Origin of the sequence: Flavobacterium notoginsengisoli (genome assembly GCF_042686225.1) — a bacterium.
GTDB lineage: Bacteria > Bacteroidota > Bacteroidia > Flavobacteriales > Flavobacteriaceae > Flavobacterium > Flavobacterium notoginsengisoli.
Genome location: NZ_JBHUOT010000001.1, coordinates 33,679 through 57,495, shown reverse-complemented (window position 1 = coordinate 57,495; position 23,817 = coordinate 33,679). Strand labels below are relative to the sequence as shown.

Below are 23,817 nucleotides of genomic sequence, written 5' to 3'. Positions count from 1 at the left end.
TTTTCGATTTTATTAATGCCTAATTCGTGTTTTAGGTCACAAATTCACCTGTTTTTAACTAAGGTGAAAAACAAAAAAATATGCGTTTTTCATTATCCATGAGAAGAATGCAAAAAAGAAATATCTCTTCTCAAATAGCCATTTTCACTGCACTAACCCGCACAAATTCCGGGCGAAATTAATTAATCAATGGGCGGAAATTTTAAAGAAGGCTTGCCAGATTACGTAAAATAAAAAGTATTAAGCAACTTAAAAAACAGTAACTAACTCAACAGTAATATTTTACAAAAAACAACCGATTTAACGTTTTTTACCAGAAAATAAGAAGAGGATTACAGGGATAATTTTAAGAATTGAGAATGCAATCTTTTTTGATAAAAAATTATGCTATTTTTCGCTCATTATTAGTATCATTCCTTTTCAAAAAAGCGAGCAAACCTTAAAAAAAGGGGGAATAGTTTGATATAAAAAAGGATTATTCAAGAACAAATTATTGTCTTAGAAGAGAAGAATTACAATTAGATTTTACTCTTTTTTTATGGCAATCTAAAAACAAAAAAACACCAATATGAAAATCAAATTGATGTTTTTTATACTTTGTATTTCTAAACTTATTGCCCTATTCCCTCTTTTTTTTCTTTGTCCAGTTCCTCCTGAAGATCCGTAATAAAAGTTAACGGAGAAACTCCTGTAACCTTTTTAAAAGTAGTTGTGAATCTGCTATGAGAAGAGAAACCGCAGAGATCTGCCAGAAAACTGATTTTATATTTTAAAAAGTTACTGTCGTTTTTCAGACGATCTGTAATATAATGTATTCGTAATTCATTGATATATCCGGCAAAATCAATTGATTTGTTTTTGTTTATAACATAAGATATATAGCGCTGATTTATAGAGAGTTTTACAGCAACATAATTTAATGAAATATCTTTATTGAGATAAAAATGAGATTCCTCAAGCTTATGTATTTTCTCTAAAATAGCTTTTTCTGTTGTCTCAGACATATATTCCTTAGAAGGTTCCTGTTTTGGCTTTATTTCTTCTTCAGTATTTAGTACCTCAACGTTTTCGCTAATTGTTTTAGACTTACTATTACCTTTTTTTCTTTTCAATACAGATATCACCAACGTAATTAAAACAATAAAAACACAGAAGCCAATCGTAATAATAATTTTACTCGTTTGAAACTTTGACTGACTATCTATTTGTTCATCTCTGAGTGTTTGAATTAACTCATCTGTATTAATCTTACGGCTGTCTTCCTCTGCTTTTTTTAACTTCAAATTCAGTTCATTATACTCAATGTATTTTTTATTGTCCGTTTCTTTATAAAATTGCATTAAGGAAGTATATACTTCTTGTTTTAAGATAAAGAAATTGGAGGCAATTGCAATTTCTTCTGCCTTCTGGTAATTAAGGAGTGCCTTTTTTAAATCGCCCTTACTGGCATATACATTTCCAAAACCGTTAAATATAAAACCTTTCAATGGACTGTTTTTCGATTCGGATTCTGCAAGTTCTTTCTCCCCCTTTTGGAAATAAATCAAAGCTGAATCGACCTTTTGCAGTAAAAGGAAATTTTTTGCAATAAGCTCTTCGTTGACAGCAATATGAAAATTTTTATCAATACTGGAATCTGCTAAAGCAAATGATTTTTTTCCTGCTTTTAGATCTGCAATAGCTTTGGAATAATTAGAAGAATGCATTTCGTAATAAGCTATTTCCTGAGACAAGTTTCCTTGAAATTTATACATTTCGTTTTTGTCTTCAATTTTTTTACTAACTGCAATTGCTTTCTCTAAATGAACTTTACCAAGACTGTAAATTTCGTATTCACGGTAAATTGTCGAAAGAAAACCATTTACCCTTGCCTGGAGAGTAAAACTTTTATCTATTACAGCTAAACTATCAGCGCGCTTTAATGCTGTTACAGCTTCATTTCTTATACCATGTTGACGTAAAAGAGTTGCTCTTAACATCAAGGCTTTAATGCGTTCAGTGTTATTTGTTGAAATTTTGTAGAGATAAACAGTATTTCGTAAAGCCTTTTCCGGATCTGAACTTAAAAGCACCTTAGAGGTTTGATCAAAAACTTTATCGAATTTTGAACTTTGAGAATAACATAAGAAACTGAAAAATAAAAAAGCAAAAAAAATAGGTTTTAGGCGCATATAAGTATAACAAAATCAAGCATTACAGCGTATTGCTGTTCACTCGTGAAATCAATTAATGAGTTTAAAAATTCCTTTAGATAAAAAACTAATACTAAATGCGGTTAGCTCCTTAATCTTCATTTTAATAGTAGTTTTAAAGATTTGGGGGATCCTTATAATAATTTAAAATGTTCCTTAATTAAACTTAGAATGACAACTAAAAGTTATAAACCTTACCGATATTCTAATAAAAACAACTTAGTGTAGAAATAACACTTCGCATCTTGCAAATTTAAAACATCAGCTATATAAATACTACATAAATCCAGTTTAAAATTTCAAAAAAATATATTTTAGTTTTATTAGTACTATTCAGTAATTTGGATATTTTTTTGTAAAAAAAAGAACATAATTTAAGCACATTATCTGTCGAATTTCCGATTTAAGTAATTCTAAAAATGAATTTTATTAACCGTTAGCAGAAAAAACTTTTTCAGAAACAATAATTACGTATTAAAGCAGTGATTTAAATCGTATTAAAAGAAACATTAAAATTAAAAAGCCTTTAAACGCTACTGTTTAAAGGCTTTTTGTTTTTTCTGCAATTTTAGGTTAGCAGTTATTATTTTTAACTAATACCGTTACCGCTCCTGAGCTATACTCCGGTGTACTTACCAGAACAACTGTCTTATCTCCAAACAAATCATAAGATAAACCTTGTGGACCTATTCCGGTTTTTGAAAAACTATATTTTTGAACATTTAAATTATTCCATTTTTCAGTTAGCAAATTCACCGGCTCTTCTGCCGATTCGGCATTCCATTGTAGATCACTTATCATGATCTTTTTTGCATTCTTTAAATAATTTAGCCCTCTAGAATAAGCTGATGGAAGATCACTTGGTATCAAATAGTCTATATCATTCGATTTGTATCCTGCTTTTTCAAGCTTTTCGGTAATAATTCTCTCAAGCTCCCAAAATGGTTTATTGATAAGATTTTGAAAAAAATTAAGTTCTTTTTTATCACGTTTAATGTGGTGCATTTCTGCATGACACATTTGATCAATTAAAACTACCCCTTTTGGATGTTCTATCAAATAACTTGAAACAGGAAGCCATATCTTACATTTAACCGGTTTTGTAATTCCGGTATAGGAAAATGTATGAAAGTTATTATTTTCATTGGCAGGAAGAAATCTATCAACTCTTACCTGTCCGTTTTGCAAATTGTGAACTTTAATTTCCATAATCAAATTGTATTTATTACCGGATAATTATTTAATTCTAAAGATAAAAAAACGGATCTTACAATGATTACAATTCAAAGAAAAAATCCTTTTTCAATAATCTTAAAAAGATAGGAAGCAAAAATTAATTTACTCCCTATCGAAACTAAAAAATTCAAATTATTTATCTACAATCTCTTAATTGTAACCTGGATTTTGTTTCAAATTACTATTAGTGTCTCTTACGGATTGTGGTATTGGCAAAATGCTTCTGAAATCACCATTTGGTGTATGAGAGAACCATGATTTTTTAGTAAATACTCCAAATCGTATTAAGTCTTGTTTTCTATGTGCTTCGCCAATAAATTCCCAGGCAAGTTCATCTAAGAAACCTCCATACTGAATATCGGCACCGCCTTCTAATTTGGTAATGACACCAGAAGCATAAGTTCCGTATTTATAAACACTTCCCCCAGTTAACTTAGTTCCTGAAACCGTAGCTTTACCCGGATTTGTGTTTTTAAAATCTCTTTGTCTGATTTGAGAAACAATCGCTGCCGCTCCTTCAGCATCTCCGGTTCTTAGGAGACATTCTGCTTTAATCATCAAAGCATCGGTATATCTGTAGAAAGGTACATCATTACTTGTTTGTCCTATATCTCCGGTTCCTATTTCATATTTAACTAATCTGTAACCTTCGTTAGGTTCACAGCCATTTACGCTAGTCATGAAATTAATATATTCAAACTGTTTACCGTCTACCATTATCGACTCTCCTTTGCTTGTATATTGCTTACCTCCTAACCAACAATCTTTTAATCTTTGATCATCCGGATCGTAAGTATCAATAAATTGAGGTATTGCTCCGGTTCCATTCCATGGGCCACCACTCATTTCAAATGTTGCCTGACTAGGAGCCGCTAAAGATTTAAAAGGCCAGTAACTTCCTCCTGTTTTAACCTGATCAAAAGGAATAGATAATATCTCTTCCGGAGAACCTTCATTTTTAATTTTAAAATTATCAGCGTAATTACTTGCCAAACTAAACTTTCCACTGGCTATAATTTCATTGACCTCAGCTAAAGCTTCATTCCATTTAGGAGTACCAATATAAACTTGTGCATTTAAATACAATTTTGCCAAAGTCATCTTAACTGCCCATTTAGTTACTTTACCATAAGTTTCCGTATTATTTTCATCACTTAAAAATGGCAGGGCAGTTTTCAATTCACTTTCAACAAAATCATACACTTCTTTACCTGTATTCTGAACAGGCAGATAGCCAGGAGGATTTATAAAAGAAGTTACTATAGGAACATTTCTAAAATTATCCAGCAACAAATAGTAATAAATTGCTCTTAACGCTTTTAACTCTTGAATTACTTTATCTTTATTTGCGATACCTTCAATTTGTTCTATTTGATATATTGCTCTATTCACACTATTTACACCTGTATACATGTAACTCCAGTTACCTTCTGCATGAGGAAGAGTAGAGCCCCAGGTATGCTGATGCATCGTGATATAATAATCTCCCCAACCAATACCGTTTCGTTGCGGTGTCACCAAACAATCAGATGATTCCTCGTACAAATCATGCAAGCCATCCCAGTTCCAAAAAATTCCTCTAAATGAAGTATAAGCAGGCGCAATAATACTTGTTAAATCTTCTTCAGTCAATACTGTACCTTCAGCAGTTATTTTATCATAAACTGTCTCATCCAAATTTGTACAGCCAGTTCCTAAAAAAAGCAAACCGGAAATAAGGATTTTATATACTATATTTTGATTTTTCATCTTTAATTTTTTTAAAAAGTTAAATTTAAACCTAAAGTAAACCCTCTTGTCGTTGGATATTTATCTCTATTGTCCAATCCTTGTGACAAAACATTATCCCTGGCAATCTCAGGATCCAGACCTTTATACTTTGTAATGACAGCCAAATTATTTGCTGAAGCATAAACTCGCATTGCACTGATAAATTTATAAGGCTTAACATCAAAATTATAAGTCAATGTAACATTATCAAGTTTTGCATAGTCTCCTTGCTCCAGATAATAACTTACATAGGTTTGATTATAGTTTAGAACCGCTTTGTCGTACACCTTGTCAAATGCTGAAGCCAACATGTTATAATTGATCGTAGGATTTTCATAGAACATACGCTGAGAGTTTAATATCTGAAAATCAAAAGCTCCAGTCATTACAATGCTTAAATCAAATTTTTTGTAGGTAAATGTATTCGTCCAGCCCGCAACGTAATTTGGTATTCCGTTACCTAAATACTGTTTGTTAGCATCATTGTACAAATCTGGTGTCAATGTTTTTCTGGTTCCATCAGCAGTTTCAATAATCCATTTTCCGTCAGTCGTAATGTCTACAGATTTTAATCCCCAATAATTCCCAATAGATTGACCAACTTCTAATCTATGTGTTGTAAAAGAGATTGGATCTCCAGTATCTCCAGTATTAATAAAGTTTCTATCAATACTATACAAATCATTTGAAAGGCTTGTTAACTTATTTTTATTGTGTGAGAAAGTCATAGAAGAATTCCACATAAAATTTTCAGTCTTAACCGGAATTGTATTCAATAGAATCTCAAAACCTTTGTTTTCCATTTTTCCAACATTTGCAGTAATGCTGGAATATAAATATGGAGGTGTTGGAACAGCATAATCCCACAACATATCGCTTGTTTTTTTGCTGTAAACATCAAAGCTTCCGCTGATTCTGTTATTAAAAAATCCAAAATCAACCCCTACATTCACCTCAGCGGTTTTCTCCCAGCGTAAATCCGGATTAGGGTTACTTGCCGGTACTAATCCTTTTACCCATTTACCGTCATTGAAGAAATAACCATCATAATTATACAAAGTCTGAGACAGATAAGATTCTCCGGGAATTACTCCTGTAACACCATAACCAGCTCTTAATTTTAGGTTGTTAATAGCCGAAACATTGCTAAGAAAAGACTCTTTATTAATACTCCATCCTGCTGAAGCTGCCGGAAAATTACCCCATTTATGATTTTTTCCGAACTTAGAAGAACCTTCTCTTCTGATACTAACTAAAAGATCATATTTGTTATTAAAATTGTAATTCACTCTTCCGAAGAAACCAATCAATTTATCATCATTTTTGTAACTGCCCATAGATGCTTTTCCATCAGACAATGCGTTACCTGCTCCTAAATTATTATATGAAAAAGCATCTGTAGGAAAATCAAAATTAGAAGCTGAGAAACCTTCATTCATTGTATATTGATAACTGTAACCTCCCAATAGCGTAAATTCGTGTTTATCTAATTTTTTATTATACTTAGAGGTAAGTTCAACGTAATCTCTATCTGTCTGTCCGGTACTTCTTGAAGCAACTCCGTTTCGTCCGTTTATTGTGTTCGAATAGTGTTTTTTGGTTTCAGAATAACCATCTAGACCTGTATTTTTATTCTTGGCAAGCAAAGCACTTACATCCCATCCAGGCAATAAGTCCAAAGTTATATTCGCTGTAAACCTCTGCCAGGTACTTTGTCTGTCCTGCTTTGTCTCATTTAAGATTGCAACCGGATTATAATATTGAAATCTATTGGTTTCTGCGTAAGTTCCATCAGGCTTATAAACTGGAGCGGTAGGATTTCTAATCATCGCTTGTCTGTAAGCATAACCTGCAGTACCCGGAGAAATTCCCATTTTTTGTGTTCCGTTCAATAAGTTCAAATTAATTTTTAACTTGTCATTGAACATAGTATGATTTACATCAAATGAAAATCTATACTCTTTATTAAACGTACCATTAAAAACTCCTGTCTGATCTACATAATTTAAATTTACTACATAGTTTGTTTTGGCTGTTCCTCCTTTAAGGTCTAAGTTATGATTTTGAGCAAAACTACTTCTTGAAATTTCATCTAACCAATTTGTAGTGGCACCCTCATCTGTAAAAGGCATTTTAGTTCCTTGAGCCAGTAAACTTCTTAATCCTGCGGCATCTAAGAAATCTGCTTTTTTAGCAAAATTCGATACCGTTGTAAAAGCAGAATAGGTCATGGTTGGCTGTATCTCTTTGTTAACTGTTTTTGTTGTAATTAAAATTACCCCATTCGCTCCCCTTGTTCCGTAAATCGCTGCAGCAGATGCGTCCTTTAATACCTCGATAGAAGCAATTTCATTTGGAGAAACAGTATCAATTCCACCAGGTACCCCATTGATTAAAACCAAAGGAGCTGATCCGCCTTTTAAAGAAGATACCCCACGCAATGAAATATTGGGTGCAGCAGAAGGGTCTCCGGAGCCATTACTAATCGTTAAACCTGCAACTTTTCCTTTTATAAGATCCGAAGCATCTCTAATTGCTCCTCTTGTAAAGTCTTTTTCTTTTATACTGGCAATAGCACTTGTAACCCTTGATTTCTTTTGAGTACCGTACCCAACTACCACAACATCGGCTAATTGTTCTGTGTTTTCGATTAGTACTACATCTACTTTATTACCTGAAACTGTAACTTCCTGAGATGCAAATCCGACATAAGAAATAACCAATTTAGAGTTTGGTTTTTGAAGTGTCATCTGGAAATTTCCATCAAAATCTGATAATACACCATTATTAGATGTATTTTTTTCTACAATTGATACTCCGGAAATAGGTACTCCTTGAATATCTTTAATAGAACCCTGAATCTTTGTTTGTGCAATGGAAGTTAAAAATGTCAAAAGAAAAAAAATGGTAAATCCCAGTTTTTTCTTGAACAATTTATTTCCAAAATTCTGCAATACTGAATGGTTAGTAAAATTCATAGCTTTTTGGTTTTTTGGTTTTTGTTTGGTTAAAAAAATACTTGTTTAATACACGAAATATCAATTGTGTGTTTTAGACACTTGTAAAGTTAAATGATAACCAATCCCAAGAAAGCCAACAATTTATCCGAAAGCTGTATTATATTATCCTCTTATTATGTTTTTTAAGCAAAAACTGATTAAAAAAAATGGTATTCAAAAAAAATATGTTAATTACACACAACAAAAAGCATGTAATTTCAAAATACATTAAAAAAACATCAATATTAAACACTCAAAATAATCATTTAATAAGATTCATTCAAAAAATCGAGATATTGACAAAAACTAAAAGCCCATCACAATTAATTAAACTAATTTGTGATGGGCTTTTAAGTATTCTAATTGTAGCTTTACTGTTCTAACCAGCTGCGCAATATTTTCCTTTGGTTATCATTAGCTGATTCTAAAATCTGAAAAGAAAATTTTCTACTATTTGAAACGGTATCTAATTTTTCATTCAGCTGTAAACCTGCATATTGTAAATAAGAATTATAATCGATTGTTTTTGTTGTATAAACATATTCAAAAATGCTATTTAATGAACATCCTGCTATGTTTTCACAAGATTCCTGGAATTCAGCATCTGTAAAACCACGTTGCAATTTTTTATAATACTGCCAATATAAAAGACGCATGACATCATCTAATGATTTTTGATTCTGTGTTGCTTTACGAATAGCAAAATCCAGAACAAGACCAACAGCTGGCCCTTTATCATAATAAGAAATAGATTTAGCTGCATTTTCTCCCTGTTTCCCAAAAGGTCCGTCGCTCCAGGTTTCAAAACTTGCCTGGGTCAAAGATTGGAATGCTCTTCCTTGAGAATTCTCAAACGCATTAATGCCACTTTCTAAATTCTGAAATAAAGTCTGCTCACTTATCAATCCAGCTCTCTTTACAATTAGGTATTCATAATAAACCGACAAACCTTCGCTTACCCACAATAAATTTGTTTTACTTCCTTTATCATAATCAAATGGTCCCAATTCAAAAGGTCTGATTCTTTTTACATTATAATGATGAAAATATTCATGAGCCAAAAAACTCATCATTCTGTTCATTGCCTCCGGTTTATCCAAATCAGAACCATCAAAACTAACTGTTGTATTGTTAAGATGTTCGATGCCTCCTTGCCCGGGGCCAATTCCAATAAACGTATATTGTTTATACGGAATATCTCCAATAATAGCTACAGCCGATTCGACAACCTTTTTCAGATTGTCCATAAATTTTACTTTATCAAAATCGCCTATTTTATAACCTATAAAACGGTGTTCGATTCCGTTGACTTTAAAAGAGGGCAATTCTTCTAAATCTCCAATTAATAGTGGACAATCGTACAGAATATCAAAATCAGGAGCAGTAAATTCATTCGTTTTTCCTGTAATCGGATCTAAACCCGTTGCTATTTTAAAGCCTTTTTTTATTCCCTCAAATTTTACAGAAACTGGCGTATTAAGATGTTCATTAATATAGACAAATAAACTATTCGGAATTATATAAGCATGTGAGGCATCCAGATAACTATTGGCTACAAACTGTTTATCTGCTTTTACATCATAACTTAAAGTAAACGGCTTATTCTTTGGCGTCTTAATCTGCCAGCTGTTTTCGTTCCCCTTTTTTACCGCTATATTTTTATTATCAGACTTTGCAGCGAAATTTTCTACCGCTTTACTGTAATACATTAACTGATAATAACCCGGCATCCAGTTTGGCATTTTAAAATCAATTGTTTCCTCCTGCCAGCCACTGCAATATAATTCCACATGAAAATAATGATTCTCAGGATTAGGCATCGAAACTACATATTGCAAAACTGGAGATTTCGTTTGTGAAACTGCACTTTGAGCAATTCCTAAAAAAAAGAAAATCAACAATAGAATTACAAATGAGTTTCCTTTTCTGTTTTGTGCTGATAAATATTTCATATGATTACTTATATTTCTAATAATCCAGGTTTACAAATGTTTTTTTTGCCACAGATTAAAGGATTAAACAGGATTATTTTTTTTATGCTTTACAATTTGAAAAAAATTAACTCGTTCTCGAAAGTGGTAAAATTCTTTAAATCTGTGAAATCTGTGGCAAAAAATAACTTTACTAGTTCTACGCTTTGTCTTTACTCACGAAATAGTAATAAATCGGAATTCCTAAAAGTACAATTGCCAATCCCGGTATCGAAGAATTGTATTTGTAAATCAAGAGCATAATACAAATAGTCAAAGCCGCAATGATATAAATAAAAGGCAGAAACGGATAACCAATTGCTTTGTACGGACGTTCTAAATCCGGTTTCGTTTTACGAAGTCTAAAAATTCCGGCAATGGTTAAAATGTAAAATATTAAAACGACGAATATTACATACTCTAAAAGTTCATTGTATTTGCCGCTTAAACAAAGTGCTGATGCCCAAATACATTGAATCCATAATGCTTTTTCCGGTACTCCGTTTTTATTTAATTGCCCTAATTGTTTAAAAAACAATCCGTCTTTGGCCATTGTATGATACACACGAGCTCCGGAAAGTATCAATCCGTTATTACATCCGAAAGTCGAAATCATCAATAATATGGCAATGATATAAGTTCCTGAATTTCCAAAAATATGCTGCGATGCTACCACCCCTACACGATCGTTTTCGGCATAGGCAATTTCATTTATAGAAAGAACCGATAAATACATCATATTGGTGGCAATATAAATGATGGTTACAATCAAAGTTCCCAAGAAAAGACTTCTTCCGATATTTTTAGAAGGATTTTTTATTTCGCCCGCAATAAAAGTGACATTATTCCAGGAATCACTGCTGAACAAACTCCCGACAAGACTTGCTGCTAAAGCTCCCATAATCGCAAATCCTGAGTAAGGAACCAACGTATTTCCTTCTAATTTATTAATCGAAAAACCTGTGTTCCAATTTGCTTTCCAAATATCAGCTTTTGCTGCAAGAGTAAAACCAAAAATGATAAGTCCGAACAGTGCAATTAATTTTACCAGCGTAAAAATAGTCTGGATCATTTTTCCTTCTTTTACGCCTCTAGTATTTACATAAGTAAGGAAAACGACTAAAATTATAGAAGTCAATTGTGCTGCCGATATTTGTAAAAAACTAAAGTCTATGATATTATTTTTTTCGCTTAAGGAAGGAAAAACATAAGCAGCAAATTTGCTGAAAGCAACACCAACCGCCGCAATTGATCCCGTTTGTATCACTGCAAAAAAACTCCAGCCGTACAAAAAACCGGTAAGTGAATTGAACGCTTCTTTTAGATAAACGTATTGTCCTCCAGCCTTTGGAAACATACTGCTCAATTCTCCATAACTCAGTGCTGCGGCAATGGTTAGAAATCCCGTAAATAACCAAATCAGCAATAAAGCACCTGCTGATCCTACATTACGAACAATATCTGCACTAACAATGAAGATTCCTGATCCAATCATAGAACCCGCAACGATCATGGTAGCATCTAATAATCCTAATGATCTTTTGAAATTATTTTTTTCTGTTGTTGATTCCATATTTCCTTGTTGTTTTGTTTTTTTGTTTTGTTTTGAATGAAAATCTATTTTAGAAGCTGCACTTATCCAAACCTTTCTACTTCAAAAGCATCAATATCGATACTTGTAGCTTCCCTATTCACTATTTCCGAAACCAATTTTCCTGTGCCTGGCCCAAGACTTAATCCCATCATAGAGTGTCCGGTTGCAACCACCACATTATTGTATTTTTTTATTCTTCCAATATATGGGAGACCATCCGCAGAACATGGTCGGTAACCGTACCAAATATCTTGTTCTGCTGGTTTTTGGATATCAAATTCCGGCAGGAAATCTTTAACTGCATTTAATATTCCGTTGATGCGATGGTATTGTGGTTTTTCAGTTGTAGGTACTACTTCCATTGTACCTCCAAATCTAATTTTGTTGCCATCCATAGGCGCTATAGCTACTCTCCCCTCTGCTAGAATAATGGGATGATTTACTTTATAATTCGAATTTTCTAAAGTTATAGAATAACCTCTACCCGGCATCAGTGATACTTTGGCATTTACTAAGGCCGCGATTTCTCTCGTCCAGGCTCCTGTTGCAATCACAACATCATCTGCTTCATAAGATTCTTTATCGGTAATTACTTTTTTAACTGCATTATTCTCTTTTTCAAATGAAACCACAGTTTCTCCCGATTGAAACTGAACACCATTTGCTACTAAATGCTCCTTTAAAACTTTCATCAATTTATTTGGATAAACATGTGCATCACAATTGAACTGCACAGCTCCTATTGCATTAATTTTGGTTTGAGGTTCTAATGCCTGCAGCGCTTCATAATCCAGTAAGTTTACATCTAAACCTAATTCTCTTCCTTTAGAAACAGTATGTTCTGCGTGTTTAGCAACGGCATCGGTTTGAAAAACTTCCAGCATTCCTTTGTGTTCGTAAGCAAATTCAAAGCCTGGGATTTTTTTCCATTCTAAAAACTCATTCTGACTCAATAAGGATATATCTCGAAGTGGAATAGCCGATTTGGCAACATTTGTTTCTGTAGCGCTTTTTACAAAATTTAATCCCCAATCCAATAATGCTTTATTAAAAGAAGGCTTGACATAAAACGGACTTTTAGAATTAAACATCCATTTGAATCCTTGCCAAACAATGCCAGGAGCTGCTAATGGTATAAAGTGGCTCGGACAAACATATCCTAAATTGCCATAAGAGCAATTGTTTTCAAAATTATCTTTGTCTATTACGGTAACTTTACAACCACTTTGTTGTAAATAAAATGCCGAACTTAATCCTATAATTCCTCCGCCTATTACTACTACCTGTTTCATAAATGTGCTTGTATCTTAATTAAAATTTGTAAAATTTCCAGTTGGTTTTAAAATCTCTCTGCAAGGATTGATTAGTCAATAATACTCTCAACAATTCGATTGGCATCGCATTTTCTCTCAAAATAGCATCATGATATTGCTGATATGTCATTTTCCCGCTTGTGACTAATTCTTCTTTTAAGGCAGTAAACTGCAATCCGCCCAGCATATAAGCAATTTGGTATAACGGACTGTAACCGCCTACAAATGATCTTCGCACTTCGCCTTCAGCATTGGCACGTTCATGTCCTACCCGATCAACTAAAAAATCAATGCACTGTTGCGGACTCCATTTTCCTAAATGATAGTTTAGCGAAAAAATAATTCGTGCACATCTATGCATTCTCCAAAACAGCATACCAATTTTGTCTTCTGGTGTCTGAGGAAATTTTAAATCCCATAACAGCATTTCCCAATACAATGAATTTCCTTCAACCCAAAACGGAGTATCAAAATGACGATACGCTTTATACCTATCTTTCATAAATTGCTGTAAATGATGTCCTGCAATTAACTCATGATGAATAGTCGCTCTGGAAAAATGAGGATTATTGCCACGCATGCTCATCATCTTTTCACTATAAGACATTGTGCTTGTTGGATAAGAAATAATAAGAGATTCTCCGCCCAGAAAAAACGGGTTTATTTTTTGTGCTTCGGGCGACATCATGTACATACGCCAGCTTTCTTCTGCAATTGGCGGTATGGTCAAAAGATTATTTTGTTTTAAAAAATCTACCGACTGATTGTATAAATCCAGCATTGCCTGCGGTTGATCTCCAGGAGCAACAAAAGAATTTTTGACTTTTTCCTGAGTGGCTTTCCAATTGTCTCCAAAGCCCATTTCACGAGAGGCTTTTAATAATTCAGCATCACACCATGCAAATTCTTTATTAGCAATTGCTACCAATTCTTCCGGTGAATAAGGTATAAACTCTGTTTGCAACTGACGAATTAATTCTTCTCGCCCTATTGGATTTCCAACGATACCGCTTCCATCTTCTTTTTGAGTACTGGCATCTTTTCTTTTTGACTTTAAAAGCAAAGCATATTCTCCTAAAGCAACATCAACTTCGCTGTAAGTTTTGGGAACCCACCAGGAAAATAAGGGATCATAACCATTATAAAAATCAAAATAATTCTTCAAAATTTCCTGTAATCCTTTTGCATGCAAAACAGCAAATTCTGAAGAGGCTTTATCTAAACCTTCAATTTTTTCTACTTTTTTGATTTGTTCAATGATAGTTTTGCGTAAATCTTCCAGTTCTTTTGCAACTAGTTCTCCATTTACTTTGATTCCTCTTCTACGTGGTTTTTCCAGAGCATAAATTTTTTCATCAAAAGGGAAATAGGCTTTTATCTTATCGTATACTTTTTGTTGCTGTAGTAGTTCGTATTCTTCACTGTTTAAATTTCTATTAAATAAAATATAATCCACTTTGCCATTTATGTTCATGGCATCGAAATTTAATCCTTCAAGTGTTTTTTTATAATCAGAAATTAATTGTAAACGACGGTTTCTTCGTTCGGGAGTATTGTAGTTATTTTCATTGTATTGAACACCAAAAGTATCTGCATTGCTATTGGTGGCATAAAACCGCATGATACTTCCTTTATCGGCTTCATAATGCACCATGGTATTGTTGACTTCACTCGTTTGCAGATACAAATCTGAACTGAAATTCTGTGCAAAAGAAGATGCTGGTCTTAAAACAATTAAAAAGATTAATAAGAGGAAATAACTGGTTCTATTTTTTTTGGTTTTAATCATGGTGGTATTTTGGTAGAGTTAAAAAGACTGTGTTTTTTTACTGGTCTAATTCATTGTTATTTCGGCTTGGAGGATCAATTCCTAATAAATGTTTTACAAAAAAATCACGTTTTCTCTGTCTTCCGTAAGGGCCACCATCACTATGACCAACACCTGGCAAAGGCAGAAACTCAAATGTTTTTCCTGCTTTTATTAAGGCATCGGCAACACGATAAGTAGATTCTGGCGGTACATTTTCATCGGCTTCTCCAATGACTAACAATAAATCTCCTGTAAGTTTTCCGGCATTGGTCACATTAGATTGTTCTTTATAATGCTCTCCAACCGGATATCCCATCCATTGCTCATTCCACCATTGTTTATCTACTCGATTGTCGTGGCAACCGCAGGCGGCGACTCCTGCTTTGTAGAATTCCGGATGAAACAATAAACCGCCTAAAGCATTTTGCCCTCCGGCAGAAGTACCATACAATCCTACTCTTGAATCGTCTACATAAGGATATTTTTTAGCCAAGGCTTTGATCCATAAAATACGATCTTCAAAACCGGCATCTTTTAAATTTTTCCAGCAGACATCATGAAAAGCTTTTGATCTGTTTGCTGTTCCCATTCCATCAATTTGTACCACTATAAATCCTAACTGAGCCAGACTCTGCATCTCGGTTGTGTAGCGATCCATAAAATTTTTAGGCACAAAAGAATCCTGCGGACCTGCATAAATACTTTCAATTACAGGGTATTTTTTATTAGGATCAAAATCTGCTGGACGGCATATTATTCCCCAAATATCCGTCACACCATCTCTCCCTTTCGCATGAAAAGGTTCCGGTAAAGACATTCCTGTAGCGAGATAAGCTGTAGCATCTGATTTTTCAAGATCCATTATTTTTTTTCCATCAGAAGTACGATGAAGTTCAATAATAGTAGCCACATTCGGTTCTGAGTAAGAATCGACATAATATTGTTTGTTTTTCGAAAAAGAAACCAGATGATTTCCTTTTGAAGGAGTCAGATTAATTAGTTTCTTTCCATCAAAACCTATTCTATAATGATGAATATAATACGGATCTTCGTTTGAATTCATTCCGCTTGCCGAAAACCAAATTTCTCTTTTCTTTTCGTCAATGCTGTCAATGCTTCGAACAACCCATTGTCCTTTCGTAATTTGCTTTTTTTCTTTACCTGTTATCGCATCAATTAAATACAAATGTCTCCAACCGTCTTTTTCAGAAGACATTACAATTTCATTGCTTTCTTTACCATAATGCGTAAACAATCTGGATTCATAAATAAAAGTATTGGTCTTTTCATCGACTACAGAACGGGTTTCGGCAGTTTGAGTATTTACTTCTAAAATTCTAAATCTTTGATGGCCTCTTTCTACTTTTTCAAACGTAAAGTAATTTGGATTGTCTTTTCTCCAATGCAATTCCGGAGCATCAAAAAAATCAATTATTGGAGCATTTACTTTTATTGTTTTTTGATTTTCGATATGAAACAAATACATTTCATAAGTAGTGAAAGGATCTCCCGGTTGTTTATAAGGCTGGGAATGCAATTCACCGCGAGTGGTATTGGCTACGGAAGTTAAAACATAATGAACAGGCAAATCGGTAAAGGGAGTAATTAGATAACCAACAATATATTTGCTGTCAGGCGACCACGCTAAAGCCCCATACGGTTTTTCTTTTGTACCGTCTTTTGTGAATTGAATTTCATTTCCTCCAGCGATTGGCTTTATAAATACATTATACTCTTTTATAAAAGCCAGCCATTTTTTATTGGGAGAAATACTGTCTGTCTTAAAGGAATTCCATCTTTGCCATTGCCTATTTAAACTAGGATATTTTGTTTTGTCTTTAGACAGGGAATTTATTTTTTGAATGCTATAATCGGAGAGCTTTACCTGATAGTAGTTTTTATCATATTTTAAAGCTATTAAATTTGTTTTGGCATCATAATTTAAACTATCAATAACCAGACTTTTTTGGGGAGTTTTTATCTCTGTAAGAGTGCTTAGTGCATTTTTTAGTTTAGGTTCATCAAATAAAATATTTTTAGTTTCTTTTTCGGCATCTACCAAAATATATTCGATAATACTGTCTTTTAAAACATTGGAATACCAAAATGATTTTCCGTCGCTTTGCCACTGTGCTTTTATACTGGTCTTGAAAACAGTATTTTTAACTGTTTTATCCAATAACAAAGCTTTTTTATATCGTTCTAAAATCTCGGTTTTAGAAGGCTGATAGGGTATCATTTCTTTATGCTGCGAATATAAGCTACAGTTCAGAAATGATACGAAGAAGGCAAAAAGGAGTAAATTCTTTTTCATAGTTATTCAAATACAAGGAGACTTCCCTATTTATTAATTATAGAAATAAAAATAGTTTGCCAATAGAACTAAAAACCTCCGAAAAGCAGGTTTAAAAGTCCTATTCACGATACCGTAAAAACTAAAAAACTGTTAGTTCAGGTCGATTGAATTACAAAACCTGAAATCCGTGTGCGTAAGGATCATCTTCCTCATCAATAATTATGGTATTGTAACCATACACTTTTGCCCATCCTTGTATACTGGGAACAATGGCTTTAATATCGCCAATTGCAGTTTCTTCTTCTATTCTGCCAACGAACTTACTTCCGATATAACTTTCGTGTATAAATTCGTCTCCTTTTTCAAGCAATCCTTTGGCATGTAATTGCGCCATTCTTGCTGATGTACCAGTACCGCAAGGCGAACGGTCTATGGCTTTGTCTCCATAAAAAACAGCATTTCTGCCTGATGAAGTCGGATCTAGAGGTGTACCCGTCCATAACATATGACTCACATCTCTAATCGTATCATTTTCAGGATGAATAAATAGATTTGGATATTTTTCGTTAATTCGTGCTCGCACTACCTGACTGTATTGCACAATCTTACTGGCGGTAAAATCCTGAATTCCAGAAAAATTTTGCTGCGGATCTACAATGGCATAATAATTTCCGCCATAAGCAACATCAAAAGTTAATTCGCCTAGCTCTGGGCATTCAATAGTTAAATTTTCAGCCGCTAAATACGATTTAACATTCGTCAATTTAACCCATTCTACTTTTTTTCCAACTTGCTTGTATTCAATTTTTACCAAGCCTGCAGGCGCTTCCATATTTATTTTCCCTGCAATTTTCGGACTAATTAATCCTTCTTCAATTGCAATGGTAATCGTACCTATTGTACCGTGTCCACACATTGGCAGGCAGCCTGACGTTTCGATAAACAAAATGCCAAAATCGTTATCCGGATTCGTTGGCGGAAACAAAATACTGCCGCTCATCATATCATGTCCGCGAGGTTCAAACATCAATCCTTTACGAATCCAATCGTATTGGCTTAAAAAATGCTGTCTTTTCTCGCTCATGTTGGCACCAATTAGATTTGGCCCACCGCCAGCAACTACTCTAACCGGATTACCACAAGTATGTGCATCTACACAAAAAAAAGTTTTTCTAGCCATATTTAAATTGAATCTTTTGTTTGAACATTATTAACTAATCTTGAAATTCCAAGCGGGTTTTCATTTTGAAGTGCCTCCGGAAGTTTGTTATTCGGCCAATTCTGATAACTAAAAGGTCTAACCCATCTTTTAATGGAACCAATTCCAACTGCTGTAAATCTGGAATCTGATGAGGAAGGATAGGGTCCGCCATGCACCATCGACGGACATACCTCTACTCCTGTCGGTAATCCGTTAAAGATTATTCTTCCGACACGATTACCCAAAGCATCCACTACTTCTTCATAGTTTTCAATTTCATTTTCTTCTGCCAAAATACTCCCCGTCAGCTGTCCTTCTAATTTTTCAATAATCGCAACCAGTTCAATTTCGTCTTCACATTGCACTAATATCGAAAAAGGGCCGAAAACCTCTCTATGCAAAACTGGATTTTCTAAAAAGATTTTGCCCGAAACCGTCAATATTTTTTGTGAAGCGTAATTAGGATTATCTGTCTTAGCATATTCTGCTACGACTTCAATTCCGTCTTGCGAACTTAACAGTTCATTATTGGATTGATAATTTTTATAAATCGATGGATTTAACATACAACTTGGCGAAATCTTTAAAATCTCAACGGCAAGCTGTTCGGTAAACGTTTTTAAAGCATCACTTTTAATTCCGAGCATCAATCCGGGATTAGTGCAAAACTGTCCTGCTCCTAATGTTACAGAACCAGCGCATGCCACTGCCCATTTTTCAGCATTTTGTTTTAATGCTTCTGGTAATAATACAACTGGATTTATACTTCCCATTTCTGCAAAAACCGGTATTGGTTCTTCGCGCTGTCCTGCTAAATCATATAAAGAACGACCGCCTTTTATACTTCCTGTAAATCCAACTGCCTTAACCAAAGGATGTTTTACCAATGTAACCCCAACTTCAATTCCGCTGCTGTTCAGATTAGAAAAAACACCTTCCGGCATATTCGTTTTTTGAGCTGCTTTAATTACTGCCGAAGCTACCATTTCTCCAGTACCTGCATGCATGGGATGGCTTTTTACGATAACCGGACATCCAGCGGCCAATGCAGATGCTGTATCGCCGCCGGCCGTAGAATAAGCGAATGGAAAATTACTGGATCCAAAAACAACTACTGTACCTAAAGGGCGCTTCATTTTACGAAGATCGACCTTTGGCAAGGGAACCCTGTCTGGAATAGCAGTGTCAATTGCCGCTTCAACCCAAGAACCTTCTTCTACTAAATCAGCAAAAGCATTTAATTGTCCGATAGTTCTTCCTCTTTCGCCTTCAGCACGACCTCTTGGCAAACCCGATTCCTGACAATAAACGTCTAAGAGATTATCTCCTAAAGCCAATATTTCATCCGCAATTGTTCTTAGAAATAAGGCTTTCTCTTTACCAGTAGATTTCTGAAATGTCAAAAATGCTTTGCTTGCAAGAGTTACGGCCGATTCTATTTCTTCATTACTTGCTTCAGTAAACTGCCAGGTATTCTCTGTATTTTCCTGAGGATTAAACGTTTTGAAGGTTTTATCGCTGTTAGCTGACAACTGACTCCCTATGTAATTTTTTCCAGTAATCATGTATTCTATAGTATTTGGTTAAGTAATTCTAAAATTGAAAAAAGTTTTCAAAAAACTTCTTTTCTATTACAGGCTTTTATAGTCTGGCAGCGCTGGTCTATTTTTTAATGAATCATTAATAATAGTCAAAACTCGTTCTCTTTCAGCTCCCATAAGTGGTAATCTTGGTGCACGTACGTATTCCGTTCCTAATCCTGTTCCCACTTCCGCCAACTTAATATTTTGAACCAATTGTGCATTGATATCCAATTCTAATAAAGGCAAAAACCAACGGTAAATCGTCAACGCTTCTTGAACTTTACCAGCTTTCGCTAATTTATAAATAGCAACTGTTTCTTCTGGAAATGCATCAACAAGACCACCAACCCATCCGTCAGCTCCCATTAGTAAACTTTCTAATCCTAAAGTATCAACTCCTGTAAGGACTTTTAATCTGCTTCCAAAACGATTAATGATTCTGGTTACATTAGAAATGTCTCTTGTAGATTCTTTAACAGCCTGAATGTTATCCAGCTTTAAAAGTTCTTCAAACATGTCTAAAGTTACCTCAATCTTATAATCAACCGGATTGTTGTAGATCATAATAGGTAAAGAAGTACTTTTTGCAACTTCTGTAAAATATTCAACAGTTTCGTGATCGGTAGCTTTGTAACGCATTGGAGGCAACATCATTAAACCTCTTGCTCCATTAGCTTCAGCTTTGTTTGCTGCTTCAATAGCACCGCGCGTAGTTTGTTCTGCAATATTCATTATCACAGGAACCTTTCCATCAACTATACGAACTGTTTCAAGAATAAGGTCTTGTTTTTCTTCTTCTAAAAGTGTACTTGCTTCTCCTAAAGTTCCTCCAAGAATAACGCCTTCTATTCCAGCATCTAATTGATAATTAAGGTTTTTCTCAAACATTTTAAAATCTAAAGTGTCTTCAGCTGTAAAATTTGTGGTAACAGCTGGCATTACCCCTTTCCATTGAATATTCATAATTTATCTATTTTTATTTATTTCAAAGGTATCAAGGGGGGTAAAAATTTTATCTAGGAATATTATCAAAAACCTATACAATATTATCTCATTTGTAAGATTTTAACAAAAACTAGATTAATTTTAATTCATCTTTTACTAATTTTTATATCTTTCCGTAAAATATAAAAAAAATACCACGCAATGAAAGTTTTTCCTTTTAAAATCCCAAAGTCAAGCGAAGAGGCATTTATCTATCAAGAAGACTGCGAAACTATTTTTTATGATAAATACCATCAGCATGAAGAAATTCAAATTAGTTATATAAAGAAAGGAGAAGGCAAAATTTTAGTCGGAGATATGATTACCGAATATCAAAAAGGCGACATAATTATATTAGGAAGCAATTTACCGCACGTTTTTAAAAGCGACATTTCTGAAAGCAGAGGAATGTCGGTCATGCTTACGGTCTTTTTTACCGAAAATGGATTCGGAAAAGATTTTTTTAATTTACCGGAATTAAATGCTGTAGAACCTTTTTTTACAGCTATTAAAAACGGAATACAGATTAGAGATGCCAAACCATCTATTATAAGGAAGTTTAAAAAGTTTAAAGAAGCCGATAAATACGATCGTTTTATTCTTTTAATGTCTATGCTAAAAGCCTTTAGCCAGTCTGACAAAAAACATCTATCTAATTATGTTTTCAATAAACCTTTTACAGATGCTGAAGGGAAACGAATGCAGATGGTTTTTGATTTTGTCATGACGCATTATCAAAAAAATATCACTTTAGACGAAATTGCCCAAATTGCCAACATGACCAAAAATGCTTTCTGCAAATATTTCAAAACCCGAACTAAAAAGACTTTTTTCCAGTTTTTGATTGAAATCCGAATTGAACATGCTGCAAAACTGCTTATCAAAAACAAGGAATTATCGATTATCGAAATTTCGGAACTAAGTGGTTTCAATAATATTTCTAATTTCAACAGAAAATTTAAAGAAATCAAAAAGAAAACCCCTTTTGAGTTTAAAAGTTCCCTTATTAAGTCTTAGCCTATTTTACTCCTTTTTAAGTAATATTCTATTATATAAGGATAATAAAAGTCTAGCTTCAATATCCTAAATCTGCATACTTTTGAAAATCTACACTCTTTTTCTTAATGAAATAAGATTTTGAGTCCAGCTACATTTTCAACCATTTCAAACTTAAAAATGCCATGATTAGGAACTATTTAACTCTTGTTTTTTTGTGTTTTCATTTCATTTCTTTTGCCCAAAAAACAAAACCATATACGCTGGCAGACACCTTAAGAGGCAGTTTAACTCCCGAAAGACAGTGGTGGGACGTACAACGTTATGATATTACTGTGAAACCTGATTATGACACTAAAATAATAGTAGGAAGCAACACTATAACGTATAAAACACTTAAAGAAAAGAGCAATACCAAAATGCAGATTGATTTGCAGAATCCTTTGGTTATTGATAGTGTTATTCAATCCGGAAAGAAATTAAGTTTTGCAAAAGAAAACGGTGTCTGGTATATTAAAACACCTAAATCTAAAATAAAATCCACCAGCAAAGTGGCTATTTTCTTCAGTGGAAAAGTGCATGAAGCCATAAAAGCGCCTTGGGATGGTGGATGGATCTGGACAAAAGATTCCTTAGGCCGTCCGTGGATGACGGTTGCCTGCCAAGGACTTGGTGCCTCTGTATGGTATCCGTGCAAAGATCATCAAAGTGACGAACCGAATAATGGAGCAAGTTTAACGATGACTGTTCCTGATTCTTTAACCGCAATTGCTAACGGACGATTAGAGTTTAAGAAAAACAATAATGACGGAACAACTTCTTATAAATGGGCTGTTGTCAATCCGATTAGTAATTATTGCATCATTCCGTACATTGGAAAATATGTCAATTTTAAAGAAACTTATAAAGGCGAAAAAGGCAATTTAGATCTGAATTATTGGGTTTTGGATTACAATTTAGAAAAAGCTCAAAAATACATGCCAAAAGAAGTGCATAATATGTTGAATGCATTTGAATACTGGATGGGGCCATATCCGTTTTATGAAGATGGTTATCAGTTGATTGAAACCTCACATACCGGAATGGAACATCAAAGTGCTGTTTCTTATGGTAATCATTATAAGCCCGGCTATCGCGGTAATGACGGCTCCGGAACGGGCTGGGGAATGAAATGGGATTTTATTATTATTCATGAAAGCGGACACGAATGGTTTGGAAACAACATTACCACAAATGATCTGGCTGATATGTGGGTACATGAAGGATTTACCAATTACAGCGAAACCCTCTTTGTCGATTATATTTTTGGAAAACAAGCCGGAGATGAATACAACGCCGGAACTCGCAAAGGAATACGAAACGATCGTCCCATTATTCCCGATTATAATGTAAATGCACAAGGAAGCGGCGATATGTATCCAAAAGCAGGAAATATGCTTCACGCCATTCGTCATGGATTGGATAACGATGCCTTATTTCGAGAAGTAATCAGAGGATTGGGAAAAGAGTTTTATCATCAAACGGTAGATTCGAAACAGATTGAAAATTATATTTCGAAAAAGCTTAATTTTGATTACAGTAAAGTTTACGAGCAATATCTTACCACAACACAGATTCCAAACTTTGAATTTTATTTTAATGAAGATAAAACCAAAGTTTTCTATCGTTACAGCAATTGTGTAAGTGGTTTTAATTTACCGCTGACCTTAAAAAATGATACGGATAAAATCAAAATAATACCATCAGATCAATGGCAGAGTATTGCCTTAGCAAAAGATCAAAAGTCTTTATTTGACGTAACTTCTATTACTAAAATGTATTATATAAATCCTGTTTTGGAGAACAATATAAAATAAAAAATCAATCATTAATC

At 33.9% G+C, this 23,817-nt stretch carries 14 protein-coding genes; 2 read left to right on the top strand and 12 right to left on the bottom strand.

All coding sequences use genetic code 11. The features are described 5' to 3' along the window. Positions 1-611: 611 nt before the first annotated feature. From ACFS3A_RS00190 to ACFS3A_RS00135, 12 genes are all read right to left on the bottom strand, one after another. The gene (locus tag ACFS3A_RS00190) at positions 612-2,072 is read right to left on the bottom strand and encodes a helix-turn-helix domain-containing protein (RefSeq protein ID WP_379823127.1); all 1,461 of its coding nucleotides are present in this window, start codon (positions 2,070-2,072) and stop codon (positions 612-614) included. A 693-nt stretch (positions 2,073-2,765) separates the two neighbouring features. Further along, the gene (locus tag ACFS3A_RS00185) at positions 2,766-3,401 is read right to left on the bottom strand and encodes a hypothetical protein (RefSeq protein WP_379823126.1); all 636 of its coding nucleotides are present in this window, start codon (positions 3,399-3,401) and stop codon (positions 2,766-2,768) included. 177 nt (positions 3,402-3,578) lie between these two features. Beyond that, entirely contained in the window at positions 3,579-5,177 is a 1,599-nt protein-coding gene (locus ACFS3A_RS00180) for a RagB/SusD family nutrient uptake outer membrane protein (RefSeq protein WP_379823124.1), read from the bottom strand. 11 nt (positions 5,178-5,188) lie between these two features. Next, the gene (locus tag ACFS3A_RS00175; RefSeq protein ID WP_379823123.1) at positions 5,189-8,176 is read right to left on the bottom strand and encodes a SusC/RagA family TonB-linked outer membrane protein; all 2,988 of its coding nucleotides are present in this window, start codon (positions 8,174-8,176) and stop codon (positions 5,189-5,191) included. A 392-nt stretch (positions 8,177-8,568) separates the two neighbouring features. Continuing rightward, the gene (locus tag ACFS3A_RS00170) at positions 8,569-10,149 is read right to left on the bottom strand and encodes a M61 family metallopeptidase (RefSeq protein ID WP_379823121.1); all 1,581 of its coding nucleotides are present in this window, start codon (positions 10,147-10,149) and stop codon (positions 8,569-8,571) included. Between the two features lie 178 nt (positions 10,150-10,327). Then, complete coding sequence (locus tag ACFS3A_RS00165; RefSeq protein WP_379823120.1) at positions 10,328-11,740, bottom strand: APC family permease; 1,413 nt, start codon at positions 11,738-11,740, stop codon at positions 10,328-10,330. Between the two features lie 62 nt (positions 11,741-11,802). Further along, positions 11,803-13,053, bottom strand: coding sequence for an NAD(P)/FAD-dependent oxidoreductase (locus ACFS3A_RS00160; RefSeq protein ID WP_379823118.1), 1,251 nt, complete (start codon positions 13,051-13,053; stop codon positions 11,803-11,805). A 19-nt stretch (positions 13,054-13,072) separates the two neighbouring features. Then, complete coding sequence (locus ACFS3A_RS00155) at positions 13,073-14,863, bottom strand: DUF885 family protein (RefSeq protein ID WP_379823116.1); 1,791 nt, start codon at positions 14,861-14,863, stop codon at positions 13,073-13,075. Between the two features lie 37 nt (positions 14,864-14,900). Next, positions 14,901-17,198, bottom strand: coding sequence for a S9 family peptidase (locus ACFS3A_RS00150; protein WP_379823114.1), 2,298 nt, complete (start codon positions 17,196-17,198; stop codon positions 14,901-14,903). A gap of 151 nt (positions 17,199-17,349) precedes the next feature. Beyond that, the gene (locus ACFS3A_RS00145; RefSeq protein WP_379823112.1) at positions 17,350-18,360 is read right to left on the bottom strand and encodes a 4-hydroxyproline epimerase; all 1,011 of its coding nucleotides are present in this window, start codon (positions 18,358-18,360) and stop codon (positions 17,350-17,352) included. Between the two features lie 2 nt (positions 18,361-18,362). After that, a complete protein-coding gene (locus ACFS3A_RS00140; RefSeq protein ID WP_379823110.1) occupies positions 18,363-19,946 on the bottom strand; it encodes an aldehyde dehydrogenase (NADP(+)) in 1,584 nt (527 codons plus the stop codon). A gap of 66 nt (positions 19,947-20,012) precedes the next feature. Continuing rightward, on the bottom strand, positions 20,013-20,927 hold the full coding sequence (locus ACFS3A_RS00135; RefSeq protein WP_379823107.1) for a dihydrodipicolinate synthase family protein: 915 nt from the start codon (positions 20,925-20,927) through the stop codon (positions 20,013-20,015). Positions 20,928-21,110: 183 nt separating this feature from the next. Here ACFS3A_RS00135 and ACFS3A_RS00130 point away from each other — a divergent pair, with 183 nt between their 5' ends. Together ACFS3A_RS00130 and ACFS3A_RS00125 are read left to right on the top strand one after the other, a co-directional pair. After that, positions 21,111-21,965: an AraC family transcriptional regulator gene (locus ACFS3A_RS00130; protein WP_109193714.1), complete on the top strand. Its 855-nt coding sequence runs from the start codon at positions 21,111-21,113 to the stop codon at positions 21,963-21,965. 164 nt (positions 21,966-22,129) lie between these two features. Continuing rightward, positions 22,130-23,800, top strand: coding sequence for a M1 family metallopeptidase (locus ACFS3A_RS00125; protein WP_379823105.1), 1,671 nt, complete (start codon positions 22,130-22,132; stop codon positions 23,798-23,800). Positions 23,801-23,817: the final 17 nt, after the last annotated feature.

Bases quoted from the DNA above. Each gene is read 5' to 3' on its own strand.
- ACFS3A_RS00150 (WP_379823114.1), bottom strand. From the start codon at position 17,198: ATGAAAAAGAATTTACTCCTTTTTGCCTTCTTCGTATCATTTCTGAAC.
- ACFS3A_RS00125 (WP_379823105.1), top strand. From the start codon at position 22,130: ATGATTAGGAACTATTTAACTCTTGTTTTTTTGTGTTTTCATTTCATT.
- ACFS3A_RS00170 (WP_379823121.1), bottom strand. From the start codon at position 10,149: ATGAAATATTTATCAGCACAAAACAGAAAAGGAAACTCATTTGTAATT.
- ACFS3A_RS00175 (WP_379823123.1), bottom strand. From the start codon at position 8,176: ATGAATTTTACTAACCATTCAGTATTGCAGAATTTTGGAAATAAATTG.
- ACFS3A_RS00130 (WP_109193714.1), top strand. From the start codon at position 21,111: ATGAAAGTTTTTCCTTTTAAAATCCCAAAGTCAAGCGAAGAGGCATTT.
- ACFS3A_RS00185 (WP_379823126.1), bottom strand. From the start codon at position 3,401: ATGGAAATTAAAGTTCACAATTTGCAAAACGGACAGGTAAGAGTTGAT.
- ACFS3A_RS00160 (WP_379823118.1), bottom strand. From the start codon at position 13,053: ATGAAACAGGTAGTAGTAATAGGCGGAGGAATTATAGGATTAAGTTCG.
- ACFS3A_RS00145 (WP_379823112.1), bottom strand. From the start codon at position 18,360: ATGGCTAGAAAAACTTTTTTTTGTGTAGATGCACATACTTGTGGTAAT.
- ACFS3A_RS00140 (WP_379823110.1), bottom strand. From the start codon at position 19,946: ATGATTACTGGAAAAAATTACATAGGGAGTCAGTTGTCAGCTAACAGC.
- ACFS3A_RS00180 (WP_379823124.1), bottom strand. From the start codon at position 5,177: ATGAAAAATCAAAATATAGTATATAAAATCCTTATTTCCGGTTTGCTT.
- ACFS3A_RS00135 (WP_379823107.1), bottom strand. From the start codon at position 20,927: ATGAATATTCAATGGAAAGGGGTAATGCCAGCTGTTACCACAAATTTT.
- ACFS3A_RS00165 (WP_379823120.1), bottom strand. From the start codon at position 11,740: ATGGAATCAACAACAGAAAAAAATAATTTCAAAAGATCATTAGGATTA.
- ACFS3A_RS00155 (WP_379823116.1), bottom strand. From the start codon at position 14,863: ATGATTAAAACCAAAAAAAATAGAACCAGTTATTTCCTCTTATTAATC.